Raw genomic sequence first — 14815 nt, 5'->3', positions numbered from 1 at the left:
CTCGTCAGCCCTCGAGCCGGAGCGTGCCGGCGGCGAACATGTTCTCCAGCTTCACCGGCCGGGAGAGGATCTTCTGGTCGACACCGGTGCGGACCAGGTGCTCCAGCATCTCGCGGTTGGGGTCGATGCCGTAGGGCAGCGGATCTGATCCGGTGATCTCCAGCACCCGCTGGTACATCCGGTCGAGGGCGGTCGGCGACGCGATCGACCCGTTGCCCAGCCGGTCGACGTAGAGCTGTTTGGCGCTTGCGAACGCCTCGAAGATGTCGGCGGCGATGTCGGGACGCTGCCGGAGCACGTCGTCGCGCACGACGACGAGGTGGTTGATCGGGTACAGGCCACGTTCGCGGACGGCGGTGAGGGCGGCCTCCGTCGCGTCCGGGATCAGCGGCACGACGTCGGGGGCGTCGATGCGGGGCCCGAGCACCGCGGCGAGTTTCCCGCTGCGGAGCATTTCCTCCAGGCTGCGCGGCGGCTTGACCGGCACGACGTTGGCCGGGTGCCGGTACTGCGCGACGTGCTCGTCGCCCGAGAGCACCCACGTGATCTTGTCGAGGTCGACGCCGTACTCGTCGCGCAGGATCGCGCGGGCCCACACCCCGGTCGTGACGGTGTAGCCGCGATCCACCCCGACGCGGCGGCCCTCGAGGTCCTTCGGGTGCCGGATACCGGTCGCGGCGGACACCTGGGCCACGCCGTGGTGCAGCCCGCGGGTGAGGAAGACGGGCAGCGCGGTGAACTCGACCCCGTGCTCCTTGGCGACGAGGTAGGTGGTCAGCGCCATCTCGCTCACGTCGTACGCCAGTTCGCGCACCATTCGCCGGAAGGCGGAGACGAGGACCTGCACCTCCTCGAACTCGAAGCGGAACCCGTGGGGAACGACCTCCCCGGTCTTCAGCGCTTCGTTGGCTCCCTGCGTGCGGATGACGGTCCGCAGCACGGGCCCGGGTTCCTGCATCTCGATCCCCTCTGGTCGCTCACCGACACCCTATGGTATTACCAATAGACCTCAAAATGAGGAGGCAGGGTCGATGGCCGATCGGGTGCTGGCTGCGGTCCGGACGGGACCGGGCATGACCGAACTCCGCGAGTTCCCGACGCCCGACATCGACGAGGACAGCGCCTTGCTCGAGGTCGAGGTGGCCGGGATCTGCGGCACCGACGTGAGAATGTACGCGAAGCCACCTTTCACCGCTCCCGTGATCATGGGGCATGAGAACGTCGGTGTCATCTCGCGAGCGGGCCGCGGCTTCACCGAGCGCAAAGGCGTGCGCGAGGGTGACCGGGTTTTCGTGGAGCACTACGTGGGCTGCTTCCACTGCGAGTGGTGTCACGCGGGGGAGTACCGGCACTGCGAGCTCACCGACTGGCGCACCAATCCCGACGCCCGCCGCTACGGCTACACCTCCGCGGACAACCCCGGCCGGTTGTGGGGTGGCTTCTCGCAGTACATGTACCTGCCCTGGAATGCGGTGATCCACAAAGTCCCGGACGGAGTGTCGGCCGAACTGGCGGGCCTGGTCACCCCGCTGTCCAACGGCATCGAGTGGGCCCTGTCCGCCGGCAGGGTCGGCTACGCGTCCACGGTGCTCGTCCAGGGGCCGGGGCAGCAGGGGCTGTCCCAGGTGGTCGCCTCCAAGCAGGCCGGCGCGTCGCTGATCATCGTGACCGGGACGACACGGGACGCCGCCCGACTCGACCTGGCCAAGAGGCTAGGTGCTGACGCCGTGATCGACGTCCAGCGCGAGGACCCGCTCGCGCGGGTGCTGGCGCTCACCGGCGGCCGGGGTGTCGACACGGTGCTCGACTGCACCGCAGGGGCCGGCACGGCGCCGGTCCTGCTCGGGATCGACGCGCTCAAGCGCCGTGAGGGGATCATGGTGACCCAGGGCGAGCTCGCGGCGTTCCCGGACTTCCCGCTGAAGAAGCTGACCGAGAAGTCGATCACGCTCGCCAGCGCGCGCGGGCACGGCTACCGGGCCGTCGAGCTGGCCCTCGAACAGCTGGCGTCCCGGCGCTTCCCGCTCGAGCTCCTCGCCACCCACAGCTTCGGCCTCGATCAGGTCGACCACGCGATCCGGGCCCTCGCGGGCGAGACGGGGGAGGATGCGATCCACATCTCGTTGCTGCCGTGGAAGGAGAAGACGTGAGCGAGCTTGCGAGCTCACCATTCAACACAGCAGTCACACTCACGTGGCCGACGAGCGCCAGCGAGGAGGACAGGTGAGTCTGGTCGTACGCAATCCACCCCGCACCGACCGGGCGCTGGTCGAGGGTCTCGCGGAGTTCGGCGTGTCCACGATCCACGAGGCCCAGGGGCGAGCGCACCTGCTCGACCCGGCCCTGCGCCCGATCTGGCCCGGTGCCAGGGCGGCCGGCACCGCGGTGACCGTCAGCGTGCCGCCCGGCGACAACTGGATGCTCCACGTGGCGGTCGAGCAGTGCGCCGACGGCGACCTCCTGGTCGTCGCCCCGACGACCCCGTCGTCGGCGGGTTACTTCGGCGAGCTGCTGGCCACCGCGCTCGCCTATCGGGGGGTCCGCGGCCTGGTGATCGACGCCGGTTGCCGGGACGTCGCCGAGCTGCGGGAGATGGGCTTCCCCGTGTGGGCCCGGCACGTCTGCGCCTTCGGCACCGTCAAGGAGACGCTCGGCGACGTCAACGTCGGGCTGGTGTGCGCGGGGCAGTGGATCGAGCCCGGCGACGTGGTCGTGGCCGACGACGACGGGGTGGTGGTCGTGCCGCGGGCCAGGGCCGCCGACGTGATCGCCGCCTCGCAGGAGCGGGAGGAGCGCGAGGCCCGGTCCCGGGAGCGCTACGCGAAGGGCGAGCTGAGCCTGGACGTGAACTCGATGCGGGATGCGCTCGCCGCCAAGGGTTTGACGTACGTGGACGCCCAGTGATCATCGACTGCCACGGCCATTACACGACCGTTCCCGCCGCCCAGCAGAAGTTCCGGGATGCCCAGCTGGCCGCGCTGGAGGACCCGGCATCACCCGCGCCCACACCGGCGCAGATCAGCGACGACGCGATCCGTGAGAGCGTCGAGGGCAACCAGCTGCGGATCCTGCGCGAGCGGGGCGGCGACCTGATGCTCTTCTCGCCGCGCGCGTCGTCGATGGCCCACCACGTGCCCGACCCCGCGACGGCGCGGGCGTGGGCGGCCACCAGCAACGACCTCGTCGCGCGGGTCGTCGGCCTGTACCCCGAGCACTTCGCCGCGGTCTGCCAGCTGCCCCAGACGCCAGGCGGCTCGCTCGACGACGCCGTGGCCGAGCTGCGCCGCAGCGTGGACGCCGGTTTCGTCGGGTGCAACCTGAATCCCGATCCCTCCGGCGGGTTCTGGACGTCCCCACCGCTCACCGACGCGTACTGGTTCCCGCTGTACGAGGCGATGGTCGAGCTCGACGTGCCGGCGATGGTGCACGTCTCCGCATCGTGCAACCCGAACTTCCACGCGCTGGGTGCGCACTACCTCAACGCCGACACCTCGGCCTTCATGCAGTTCCTCGAGGGCGACCTCTTCACCCGGTTCCCGGACCTGCGCTTCGTCATCCCGCACGGCGGCGGCGCGATCCCGTACCACTGGGGCCGCTACCGCGGCCTCGCGATCCGCATGGGCCGGCCGGACCCCGCCACGCTGCTGTCCAACGTCTTCTTCGACACCTGCGTGTACCACCAGCCCGGCATCGACCTGCTCGCCCGCGTGATCCCGATCGAGAACATCCTCTTCGCCTCGGAGATGCTCGGGGCCGTCCGCGGCGCCGATCCGGACACCGGGGTCGCGTGGGACGACACGAAGGTCTACGTCGACGGGCTGGATCTCACCGAGGAGCAGCGCCACCAGGTCTTCGAACGGAATGCGCGGCGGGTGTACCCCCGGCTGGACGCCCGGCTGAAGGCAGCGGGGCGGTAGCGATGGGGCGGCTGGGACTGGCGTTCGCGTGCGGCGACTACGACCGCACGCGGGCGCTGTACGAGGGCACGATCCGGCCCGACGGCATCGACCTCACCTACCTGCGGCTGCCGGTCGAGGAGACGTTCTTCCGGATGATGCGCCACCGCGAGTTCGAGGCGGCGGAGCTGTCCCTGTCGTCCTACGTGAAGTCCCTCGACCTCGACCCTGCGCCGTTCGTCGCGCTGCCCGTCTACCCCTCGCGGATGTTCCGGCACGGCGGGATCTTCGTGCACGCAGCATCGGGCATCGAGAAGCCGGAGGACCTGCGGGGCAAGGTGGTCGGCACGCCTGAGTGGCAGCTCACGGCGGGGGTGTGGATCCGCGGCATCCTCGCCGACCGGCACGGCGTGCCGGTCGACTCGGTCGAGTACCGGACCGGCGGGCAGGAGACGCCGGGCCGGATCGAGAAGGCCGCCGTCGACCTCGGCGGGCGCGTCCGGATCGAGCCCATCCCGGAGGGCGCGACCCTGTCGGCAATGCTCGCCGACGGCGGAATCGATGCCCTCTACAGCCCGCGGGTGCCCTCGTCGTTCCGCACAGGTGGCCCGGTGCGGCGGCTGTTCGACGATCCGGTCGCCGCCGAGAAGGAGTACTTCGCGGCCACCGGCATCTTCCCGATCATGCACGTGGTCGTCGTCCGCCGGGACGTGTACGAGCGCTACCCCTGGGTCGCGCAGTCGCTCACCAAGGCGCTGCACCTCGCCAAGCGGGAGGCCATGGCGAACCTCTACGACTCCTCGGCGCTGCGGTTCATGCTGCCGTGGCTCGTCCAGGGGGTGGAGGAGGCCCGGTCGCTGCTCGGGGCCGACTACTGGTCATACGGGCTCGCGGCCAACGAGAAGACCCTGTCCACGTTCCTGCGCTACCACCACGAGCAGGGGCTCTCGAGGCGCCGCTACGAGCCGGAGGAGCTGTTCGCCCCCGAGTCCACCGAGGAGTTCGTCATCTGAGTCGGATTCGGGTCGGGGCCGGGCTAGCCGGCCAGGAGGGTCTTGAGGGGGATTCCTGGGTCGGCGGCCTTGTCTGCCGGGAGCGTCCTGCCCATCGTGAGCGCCTTGCGGACCACCAGGTAGTCGGTGGGAGCGTTCACGGCGTCGACGGCGATGAGCTCGTCGTCGCGGTAGTAGAGGACCGCGAAGCTCTCGCTGTCGGGCTCGCCGCGTACCTCGTAGCGGTCGTAGCCGGTGGACAGGCCCGCGATCTGCAGGCGCAGGTCGCCCTGGTTCGACCAGAACCATGGCACGGTGCGGGTGTCGGTGGTGCGACCCAGCAACGTGGCGGCGGCGGTGCCGGCCTGTGCCACGGCGCTCGGCACCGACTCGAGGCGGACGCGCCCGGCACCGGTCATGGGATGCGGGAGCACGGTGCAGTCGCCCGCGGCCACCACGGAGGCGACGCTCGTGCGGGCGGCGGCGTCGACCACGATGCCGCCGCCGATGTCACCGTCGCACTCCAGTCCGATCCGTTCGGCGAGCTCGGTGCGCGGGACTACGCCGACGCCCACGAGGACGAGATCGGCAGGCAGCTCGCGTCCGTCGGTCAGCCGCACGGTCTCGACCCGCCCTGACCCGCCGAACTCCACCACCCCGGCCGACAGCAGCACCCTGGTGCCGCGGCGCTCGTGGGCCTGCCGGAGGAACTCGGAGACGACCGGCGCCACCGCCCGCGCGACGAGCCGGTCGGCCGCCTCGACGACGGTGACGTCCTTGTCCTGGGCGCGAGCGGCCGCGGCGGCTTCGAGGCCGATGAACCCGCCACCGACGACCACGACGCGGGAAGCGTCGGTCATGCGTTCGCGCAACCGCACCGCGTCGTCGAGGTCGCGCAGGTAGTGCACGCCGTCGAGGCCGGCGCCCACGACGTCCAGCCGCCGGGGCCGGGCACCGGTCGTGAGGGCGAGGCGGGTGAAGTGCAGCGCCCGGCCGCCCGTCGTCCGCGCGAGACCCGGGCGGCGGCCGTCCGGGAGCGCGAGCTCGACGATCCGCTCGCCCGTGAGGAGGTCGATCCGTTGCTCCGCGTACCAGGCGGGCGTGCGGAAGGCGAGGGATTCGGCACCGGCGGACCCGGAGAGGAACTCCTTGGACAGCGGCGGTCGCTGGTAGGGCGGGTGGAGTTCGGCGCCGACCAGCGTGATGGGGTTCGCGTCACCGAGCCGACGCAGGGATCCCACCAGCTGGACGCCGGCCTGGCCGGCTCCGACGACGAGTGTGCCGGCGGATGGCGTCTGCGGCATACGGAGCCCCTTCGCACAGAATGGACTTACCATTATGCCAAAGGTCGCGATGGTTGGCCGCAGCAAAGGTATGAAGGTTGTGCCAAACTACGGTCGTGCCGCTGTTGACCGATGCTCTCAACGGTCTCATGCAGGTGCTCCAGCCCGCACCCCTGGCGCTGATGCTCCTCGGGGTGGTCATCGGCTTCGTGGTGGGCATCCTCCCCGGCCTGGGCGGCGCCGTGACGCTGGCCCTGATGCTGCCCTTCACCTACGACATGCAGCCGGTCGAGGCGTTCGCGTTCCTGCTGGGGATGTGGGTCGTCACCTCGACCACCGGTGACATCACGTCCGTGCTCTTCGGCGTCCCCGGCGAGGCCACCTCGGCGGCCACGGTGCTCGACGGGCATCCCATGACGAAGCGGGGCGAGGGGGGAAGGGCGCTCGGCGCCGTGCTGCTGTCCTCCGCGCTCGGGGCCGTCTTCGGAGCCGTGGTGCTCGCGCTCTCCATTCCGGTCATCAGGCCCGTCGTGCTGGCGTTCGGCCCTCCCGAGTTCTTCGCCCTGACCGTGCTCGGCCTGACCTTCGTCGTCGCGCTGTCCGGCCGCACGCTGCTCAAGGGCTTCGTCATGGCCTGCTTCGGCCTGCTCGTCGCGCTGGTCGGTCTCGACCCACAGGAAGGCGTGCCGCGCTACACGTTCGACCTGCTCTACCTCTGGGACGGGATCGGCATCGTCCCGCTGGTCGTGGGCCTCTTCGGCGGCGCCGAGGTGCTCCAGATCATGCTCAGCAGGCGCAGCATCGCCCGCACCGACGCCACGGACACCTCCCTGTCCGGCGTGGGGCAGGGCGTGCGCGATGTCTTCCAGCACTGGGCTCTCGTGATCCGCTCCAGCGCCATCGGCACGGGCGTCGGCATCGTGCCCGGCCTCGGCGGGACCGTCGCCCAGTTCATGGCGTACGGCGCCGCGCAGCAGGGCTCGAAGAACCCCGAGATGTTCGGCAAGGGGTCGATCGAGGGGGTCATCGCGGCGGGCGCGGTGAACAACGCAAAGGACAGCGGGTCGCTCATCCCGACGATCGGGTTCGGCATCCCGGGCGGCGCCGGGAGCGCCGTGCTGCTGTCCGCGTTCCTCATCGTGGGCCTGAACCCCGGCGAGGAGATGCTGACGACGTCCCTCGACGTCACGTTCTCGATGATCTGGGTGACGGTGCTGGCCAACGCCGTTGCGGTGGCGGCCGCGTTCCTGCTCCTGAAGCCGCTCACCCGACTCACGTTCGTCTCCGGCCCGCTCCTCGTCCCGTTCCTGCTGCTGCTCCTCGCCCTCGGCGCGTACACGGCGAGCAACTCCTTCGCCGACGTGCTCGTGATGATCGGGGCCGCCGCCGTCGGCGTGCTCTGCATCCGGTACGACTGGCCGCGTGTGCCGTTCCTGCTCGCGGTCGTGCTCGGGTCGCTCGCCGAGCGCTACCTCTTCCTCTCCCACTCGCTGTACGGGTGGTCATGGCTGACCCGGCCGATCGTCCTGGTGATCGGGGTGGCGATGGTGGTGGCGGTACTGGCCCCGACGATCCGGAGGCTGCGTCACCGGCAGCGGACGAGCGAGGAGACGGTGTGACCGCGCAGGCCGAGTTGGCCGTGGAGAGCGGGCGCCGCCCCCCGCCCGGTGCGGTGGCCGACGTCGTCGTGACGGTGCTGTTGCTCGCGCTCTTCGCGGGGGCCTTCCTCGTGGCAGGCCAGTGGTCGTTCCGCGCGGCGCTGTTCCCGCACCTCGTCACCGCGGCAGGCGTCGTGCTCACCGCACTGCACCTGGTGCAGGCCCTGTTGCGGTTTCGGCGCCCGGCCCCGTCGCCCGTCCCGGATGACGCGAACCCCGACGACGTCGAGTACGTGTTCCGCACGGCAGGGCCTCTGCGGTGGGCGTTCGCCCTCGGATGGGTGGCCGCGTTCTTCGTCCTGCTGTACCTCGCGGGCCTGTACGTCACGGCGCCGGTCTTCTCGCTGCTGTACCTCCGGTACGCGGCCAAGCGCACATGGATCTTCAGCGCGATCTACGCCATTGTGATCGCAGTGGTGCTCTACGTAGCTTTCGAGCTGGCGCTCGGCGTGCCCACGCCGTCGGGCCTGCTCGTCAACTGAGGGGGGAACGATGGGGGACCGTCGGCGGGGCCTCACGGCCGTGGTCGCGCTGGGCGTTGGGGCAGGCGTGCTGGCGGGGTGTTCGAGCGGCGCCCCTGCCGCCGGTGAAGCGCTGCCGGCCTGCTCCTCTCTCGACGGGGAGACCGTGTCGCTCGTCGTTCCCTACGAGCCTGGCGGCGGCTACGACTCCTACGCGCGGCTGCTCGCCCCGTACCTCGAGGAGCAGACCGGCGCCACGATCGCCGTGCAGAACCAGCCCGGCGCGGGCGGCCTGCTCGCCCTGAACAACCTCCTGACCGAGAATGCCGACGGCACCACGATCGCGATCATGAACGGGGTCGGTGCCGGTGGCTCGTCGCTGGCCGGGGCGGACGGCGCCCAGTTCTCCCTCGACGACTTCACCTACATCGGCCGCGTCGTGAGTGAGCCCCCGCTCATCGTCACGAGCGCCAGCGGGCCGTATCAGACGTTCGAGGCGGTGCGCGCCGCGCCGCAGTTCCGCTGGGGCTCCACCGGGCCGGGCGCGGAGGACTACGTCACCGCCTCCCTGCTCACCAGGGTGTTCGACATCAACGCGGAGGTGGTGACCGGGTTCCCCGGGTCGGGGGAGACCGAGCTCGCGATCCTCCAGGGCGCCGTCGACGGCATGTCCGGCAACCCCGGCAGCCGCCGCCAGGCGATCGAGGAGGGTACGCAGACCCCGGTGCTGCGCATGGGGGAGGAGTCGCCGTCGTGGCTGCGGGCCGACGTCCCGTGGGTCCGTGACGTGCCGATGAACGACGAGCAGCGGGCCCTGATCGACGCTCACCTCGCGCTGATCGAGATCGGCCGCCCGCTCGTGGGCCCGCCGCGCATGGACGAGGCGGCCTCGGGCTGCTGGCGGGATGCGATGGCCGCCGTGATGGCCAACCCGGACCTGCTCGCCGCGGCCCAGCAGCAGGAGCGCGAGCTCGCCTTCCTCGGCGGTACCGAGCTCGACGGACTCGTGCAGCGGATCCTCGGTGCGCCGGCGCGGTACCGCGAGCTGCTGGCGGGCATGTACTAAGGTAAAACTATCAGTCCAATCGGGAGGAGGTCGGGATGTCGCCGCCCGACGACGCGCCCCAGGAGCTCTACCACAGCAACAAGAACCGCACGTTCGTCCGCGCCGTCCAGGGCGACTACGGCCTGAACGCCGAACTGGAGCGGCTGCGCTCGATGCCGCGCGTGCGGAAGGCGAGCGAGATCAAGTTCGTCGACGGCCCGCAGGCGTACAGCAGGCACTACGTCGAGCCGAAGGACGGCATCACGCAGACCTTCCACCTCCACCTGGAGGAGTACGGCCCCGGCGGGAAGTCGCAGAAGCACGGGCACGTCAACGAGGCGGCGTTCTACATCCTCGACGGCCACGGCTACGAGATCCACGACGGCGAGCGCTACGACTGGGAGGCGGGCGACGTCGCGATCGTGCACAACAACTGCGTGCACCAGCACTTCAACGCCGACCCGCACCGCCCGGCCCGCGCCCTGGTCATCAAGACCAAGCCGATGTACATGTTCATGAACATGCTGTTCCAGAAGCAGGTGGAGCCCCGCCAGACCGAGCCGACGCCGGAGGGCGTCGGGTTCGAGGTCCGCGAGGAGGAAGAGGACTTCAACCACCCGCCGGAGGGCTACTGATGGCCTGGTCGGAGACGGCGGCATGGGTGGCGGGCACCGAGAACGCACCCCTGTACGCCAACCTGCTCCAGGACGCCGCCGAGGCGCCCCAGCGCAACGCCGGCCGCCGCAAGATCCTCAAGCCGGCGGACATGCCGTGGGAGATGTCCCGGCAGGGGCTGCTCAAGCACCTGATCAACGAGGACCTCAACACGCGCATGGAGACGGTCGACGCCTACATGCAGATCATCCCAGCCGGCAGCCGCTCCGGTAAGCACCGGCACCTGGCCGAGGAGTGCCTCTACGTGCTCGAGGGCCGCGGTTACGACCTGCACCAGGACTGCGACGTCGAGATCACCGACACCTACCACTGGAAGCCCCGGGACGAGGTGAAGCGCTTCGAGTGGGAGGCGGGCGACGTCATCTACGTGCCGCCGAACACGATCCACCAGCACTTCAACGCCGACCCCCGCCGCCCGGCGCGCCTGATCTCGGCGATCAACCGGATCTACCAGCAGTGCGGCCTGAACGACCTGGAGCAGATCGAGGATGCGCCGGAGTACGACCCGTCGGTCGTGCTCGATGCCGAGAGGATCCGCGAGTACCTGCGCGCCGGGTGAGTCAGCCGCACGGCCGTTCGTCGTCGACCTCGGCGGGCAGCAGCTCCCGTTCGGCCGGGGTGAACGGGCGGTCGGTGATCCGGCAGAGCTGGTCGAACCAGTCCCGTGCGTTGAGCGGGAGCAAGACGGGAAGCGCGGTGCCCTGCCCGTTCAACACGTAGTGCCGGCCGTCGGCCGCGGTGAAATTGCTCAGGTCGTGCGGCTCGGCCACCCGCAGCGTTGCGCCCTGTCGACCGGTCCTCCAGTCCCAGAACACGAGCTGGAAGCTGCCGTCCCCGGCTTCCTGCATGATGGCCAGGTTGCCGTCGTCGGTGAACGCCTTCACGTAGCCGAGCGTCGGAAGCTCGAGTCGTTCACCGACCGGTACTCTGCGGTCGAAGTCCCAGACCTGCACGGAGAAGTCGATCGCAACCGTCGCGAAGAGCGTCCCGCTGGGATTCATCGTGATGAGCGTGGGGTACGTCCCGGAGGGCTCCGGCCGGATCTCGCCGATCCGTGATCCGGCGACCGGGTCCCAGAACTCGATCGCGTCGGGACCCACCACCGCGACCTGACCGGTGGGGCCGAGAGCCAGCTCTTGGCGGGTCTTGAAGTAGTCCGCCCGGAACCCGTCGGTCGCCAGGTTGATCGGCTTGCCCACGCGTTCTCCCGTTCGGCGGTTCCACACGAGCAGGACGCCTTCGGTGATCGTGGCGACGCGATCGGGCGAGACGGCCATCGCCAACATCAGTTGGAGGATCGAAAGGTCGGTCGGGATCGGGACGGGGTAGCGAGCGATGAGCGAGAGCGAGGGTATGGCGTACTCGGCGTACGACCAGTGATCCGCGGCCTTCGTGAGTATTCCCAGCTCGTTGCCCTCGAGGCTCTGGCCGAGTTCACCTTGGTCCGCGAGCTGTGACTTCGGGAGCGTCGCGATGACCTGCCGGGTGCCTCGTGCGCGCACCGTGTACCGGTCGCGGGACAAGACCACCTCGTAGCGGCCGTCGGCGGACAGCCCGACGGCCTGCACGGTCGGCTCCATCCCCGTGACGTCGGAGACGGCGTGCAGGCGGAGGACGGATCGTCCGCGCGGGACGAGGACGTCGATCCGATCAGCAGCGGTGTCTGCCGGGAGGATGAAGGACGTGCCGGCGGCGGAGGACGAGGAGGACGCCATCGTGGGCGTGACGGTCGTGGCCGCTGAGGGCGGCGACGTCAGGTCGAAGGTCCGGCTGTCCTCGATGCTGGTGATCCGCGCGTCGTCGCTGTCCCGATCGCGTACCCGGGTGCGGGTCTCCAGGAGATGGCTGTAATCAGCGGTTAGGTGATCCTTCAGATAGGCGGGACTGCAGTCGGCAAGGAGGTCGATCCGGCGCACCTCGCGTCCGGTGAGCGGATCCCACAACACGGCTTGGGAGGGCGCGCCTTCGACGCAGGCGAGGATCTGGCTGCCGGAGCCGACGTCGACGAGCACTCCCGGTGGCACGGTGGCGATCGTCGCGCCGTCCACGAGCGAACGGGCGACCGCACCCGTCGGTGTCCCGTCGGCCGTCGCGCTCGTGATGATCACGACTTGGGGGTCGACCGTCATCGCGATCGAGTCGAGATCGATGTCGCGGGAGGCGAGCGGGCCGAGCCCGTGTGGCACCGCGGCGTTCGCCGCGAGATCCCAGATGACCAGCTGGATGGCTCCGGCGACCGGACGCGTCAGCCAGTACACCTTGGTCCCGTCTGCCGAGATGCTGAGCGTCTCCGCCATCGCCAGGCCCGCCGCGCCGCCCACCTCCACCGGCCCCGTGCGGTTCGCCACGTCCCAGACGGACACCACGCCCGTGGTGCCCGAGGTGATGACGGTCCGACCGTCGGGAGTGACGAGGTACTTGGTGAACCCGCCGGGTGTTTCGGGAAGGTCCCAGCTCTGCACGGCAGCGCCGCGAGTACCGGTGAGGACGCGCACGCCGGGTCCGTTCTGGACCACGATCGTGTCGCCGTCGCCGTTGGTTCCGAAGGCGATGATCGCCTGGTCGACGACGTCGGGGATGACCTGGTCGACCGAGCGCATGCCCAGCGCGAGCCGTGCCATGGCGTTGCGGGCCGCGGAGTTCTCCGGGTCGGCCCGCCACGCGGTGAGCGCCAGCGCGGTGGCCGCCACGGGATCCGTCAGCTGGCGGCCGAGCGCCGCCTGACCCATGACCTCCGCATTCGCCAGCCGGAGCTGCTCCGTGACCTCGTTGCCCCGTGCGACGGCGACGGCGGAGAGGCCGGCCGCGGCGAGCACGAGGATCGCGAGCACGGCGGTCACGGTGCGCCACCGCCGTACCTCCCGCCGCTGGCGCGCGGTGCTGCGCCGGACGTAGTCATGGGTGGCGGGGGCGACGTCGGCCGTTCTGCGGGGCAGCCAGTCCTGTGCCGCGGCGAGCGCCGCGCCCCGCAGCAGTGCGCCGTCGTCGCGCCCGCCGTCGTCCCAGCGTTCCCGCTGCTGGTCGAGCTGCGCGCGCCAGGTGAGGAAGTCGCGGTCCTCGGCCAGCCAGTCGTGCAGCCGCGGCCAGTGCGCGATCAGGGCCTGATGGGCGAGCTGGACGAGATCTTCGCCGCGCGGCCCGCGCTCGACCACCACCAGGCGCCCGTCCGTCAGCGGCGGTAGCAGGGGGAGCAGGTCGGGGGCGAGCTCGGCGAGCGGCACCGGCCTGCGCACGAACCGGCCGTCGCGGTCGGAGGTTGCGAGCGAGGTGAAGAGCCGCCGCAACCGGCCCTCGTCGGCGGGGTCGGTGAACCGCCCGACCACCTCTTCGGCATGGGTCGCGACAACCCCGGCGACACCACCGGCCCGCTCGTAGGCGTCCACGGTGAGATGGCCGCCCTCGCGGCGTTCCCACAGCTCGGTGAGCAGCGACTCGACGAGTGGCAGCTGGCCGGGTTCGGCCGCGGCGTCGTCGAGGATCCGGTCGACCAGCCCGGCCTCGAACGAGAGCCCGGGCGCACGCTCGGCCGGCGCGACGATGGCATCGCGCAGCTGCCCGCGCTCCATGGGCGCGAGCAGCATCGTGCCGGTGCCGAGCATGTCGACCGTGCCCGGGGCGAGCACGGTGTCCAGCGTCGCCGATCGCAGGGTCAGCACCGCACGGACCGCAGGGCGTTCGCCGCCCGCCGCCTCGCCGATCAGCTCGCCGATCAGCGCGACCAGCCGTTGCGCGCCCTCGGGGTCCGCGGCGGCCAGCTCTTCGAACTGATCGACCACGAGCAGGACTCGGGCATCGCCGATGGAGGCGACGAGCTCGGAGACGGATGCGTCGCCGTCGCCCGGAACGGTCGCACCCGCGACGACGGATGCGATCGCGTCCACCAGCGCGGCCTCGGGTCGCGACCGCGGCGCCGGACGCAGCTCGGCGACGAGGTCACCCGCAGCACGCAAGCGCGGCAACAGGCCGGCCCGGACGAGCGAGGACTTGCCGGCACCCGACGGCCCGGCCACCGCGACCAGCGGCTCGCGATCGATGAGGTCGACGAGCCGCGCGATGTCTCGCTCGCGGCCGAAGAAATAGGCGGCGTGTTCCTCGCCGAACGGTCGCAGGCCCCGGTACGGGCAGGGCAGCAGCGCGGGGTCGATGCCGATGACCTGGTCGATCGGTATGAGGTAGGCGGTGGTGCTGCTCCCGGTGGCGTCACTGGCGACGGTCATCCCGACCACCGCGCCGGACTCGTCGTCCCACACCGGGGAGCCGCTGAACCCCTCGACGATCGCCTGGTCGCCGACCGCGGCCTGCAGCTGGAACCACCGCAGGCCCTGCTCGCCGCGGATCGCGCCGGTGGCCCACACGCCGTCCGCCATCCCGTCGGGGAAGCCGAGCACGCGGAACTCGTGACCCCACAGCCGGTCGACCCGGCGCAGCGGCGGCATCCGGGCGCCGGACGGTGGCGGCTCGCGCAGCGTCAGCAGCGCGATGTCGCCCGAGCCGTCGGGCCCGATGGGATGCCACTCCCGCACATCGGCGACCGCCGCGACGGCCTGCTCGGCGCCCGCCCCGCGGAACATCGGAAAGTCCAGCCGGACGGGCCCGCGCGGCGCGGACGGCCCGAACGCGTCCCCGCCGACGGCCGAGGCCACGACGTGCGCGCACGTCGCGACCACGTCCGGTCCGACGAGGAAACCCGCACCGACCGGCAGGCCGTCGTCGCCCAGTACCCGAACGACGACCCTCGTCGCGAGAGTGGTGTCCACGAGAGTCCGCCCGTTCCGCGCAGGGTCAGTTCACCGGATCGGACAGGA

Annotated in this window: 12 protein-coding genes; 9 read left to right on the top strand and 3 right to left on the bottom strand. The window is 70.9% G+C overall.

Translation table 11 applies throughout. The annotated features are described in order from the left end of the window. Nucleotides 1–4 precede the first annotated feature (4 nt). Nucleotides 5–958, bottom strand: a complete 954-nt coding sequence (locus tag K1T35_RS28400; RefSeq protein WP_220254870.1) for a hypothetical protein — start codon at nt 956–958, stop codon at nt 5–7. Nucleotides 959–1073: 115 nt separating this feature from the next. On the opposite strand from K1T35_RS28400, the gene K1T35_RS28395 reads away from it, so the two are divergent. From K1T35_RS28395 to K1T35_RS28380, 4 genes are all read left to right on the top strand, one after another. Next, nucleotides 1074–2150: a zinc-binding dehydrogenase gene (locus tag K1T35_RS28395; RefSeq protein WP_220254869.1), complete on the top strand. Its 1077-nt coding sequence runs from the start codon at nt 1074–1076 to the stop codon at nt 2148–2150. Between the two features lie 73 nt (nt 2151–2223). Continuing rightward, the gene (locus tag K1T35_RS28390) at nt 2224–2904 is read left to right on the top strand and encodes a 4-carboxy-4-hydroxy-2-oxoadipate aldolase/oxaloacetate decarboxylase (RefSeq protein WP_370645149.1); all 681 of its coding nucleotides are present in this window, start codon (nt 2224–2226) and stop codon (nt 2902–2904) included. Beyond that, nucleotides 2901–3917: an amidohydrolase family protein gene (locus K1T35_RS28385; RefSeq protein WP_220254867.1), complete on the top strand. Its 1017-nt coding sequence runs from the start codon at nt 2901–2903 to the stop codon at nt 3915–3917. Before K1T35_RS28390 ends, K1T35_RS28385 begins: the two co-directional genes overlap by 4 nt. A 2-nt stretch (nt 3918–3919) precedes the next feature. Further along, a complete protein-coding gene (locus tag K1T35_RS28380; RefSeq protein ID WP_220254866.1) occupies nt 3920–4909 on the top strand; it encodes an ABC transporter substrate-binding protein in 990 nt (329 codons plus the stop codon). A gap of 23 nt (nt 4910–4932) precedes the next feature. Here K1T35_RS28380 and K1T35_RS28375 read toward each other — a convergent pair whose 3' ends face one another. Continuing rightward, a complete protein-coding gene (locus K1T35_RS28375; protein ID WP_220254865.1) occupies nt 4933–6192 on the bottom strand; it encodes an NAD(P)/FAD-dependent oxidoreductase in 1260 nt (419 codons plus the stop codon). Between the two features lie 104 nt (nt 6193–6296). Between K1T35_RS28375 and K1T35_RS28370 the strand changes: the two genes are divergently transcribed. The 5 genes from K1T35_RS28370 to K1T35_RS28350 are packed head-to-tail and all read left to right on the top strand — an operon-like array spanning nt 6297 to nt 10569. Further along, nucleotides 6297–7790: a tripartite tricarboxylate transporter permease gene (locus K1T35_RS28370; protein ID WP_220254864.1), complete on the top strand. Its 1494-nt coding sequence runs from the start codon at nt 6297–6299 to the stop codon at nt 7788–7790. After that, nucleotides 7787–8311, top strand: a complete 525-nt coding sequence (locus K1T35_RS28365; protein WP_220254863.1) for a tripartite tricarboxylate transporter TctB family protein — start codon at nt 7787–7789, stop codon at nt 8309–8311. Before K1T35_RS28370 ends, K1T35_RS28365 begins: the two co-directional genes overlap by 4 nt. Before the next feature lie 10 nt (nt 8312–8321). After that, on the top strand, nt 8322–9356 hold the full coding sequence (locus K1T35_RS28360; RefSeq protein ID WP_220254862.1) for a tripartite tricarboxylate transporter substrate binding protein: 1035 nt from the start codon (nt 8322–8324) through the stop codon (nt 9354–9356). 35 nt (nt 9357–9391) lie between these two features. Then, a complete protein-coding gene (locus tag K1T35_RS28355) occupies nt 9392–9970 on the top strand; it encodes a cupin domain-containing protein (protein ID WP_220254861.1) in 579 nt (192 codons plus the stop codon). Then, entirely contained in the window at nt 9970–10569 is a 600-nt protein-coding gene (locus K1T35_RS28350; RefSeq protein ID WP_220254860.1) for a cupin domain-containing protein, read from the top strand. Before K1T35_RS28355 ends, K1T35_RS28350 begins: the two co-directional genes overlap by 1 nt. Before the next feature lies 1 nt (nt 10570). Here K1T35_RS28350 and K1T35_RS28345 read toward each other — a convergent pair whose 3' ends face one another. After that, nucleotides 10571–14767, bottom strand: a complete 4197-nt coding sequence (locus K1T35_RS28345) for a trypsin-like peptidase domain-containing protein (protein WP_220254859.1) — start codon at nt 14765–14767, stop codon at nt 10571–10573. Nucleotides 14768–14815 lie beyond the last annotated feature (48 nt).

Origin of the sequence: Pseudonocardia sp. DSM 110487 (assembly GCF_019468565.1) — a bacterium.
Taxonomy (GTDB): Bacteria; Actinomycetota; Actinomycetes; order Mycobacteriales; family Pseudonocardiaceae; genus Pseudonocardia.
Note: the sequence above shows the minus strand (reverse complement) of the source record. Positions and strands in the feature narration are given on the sequence as shown.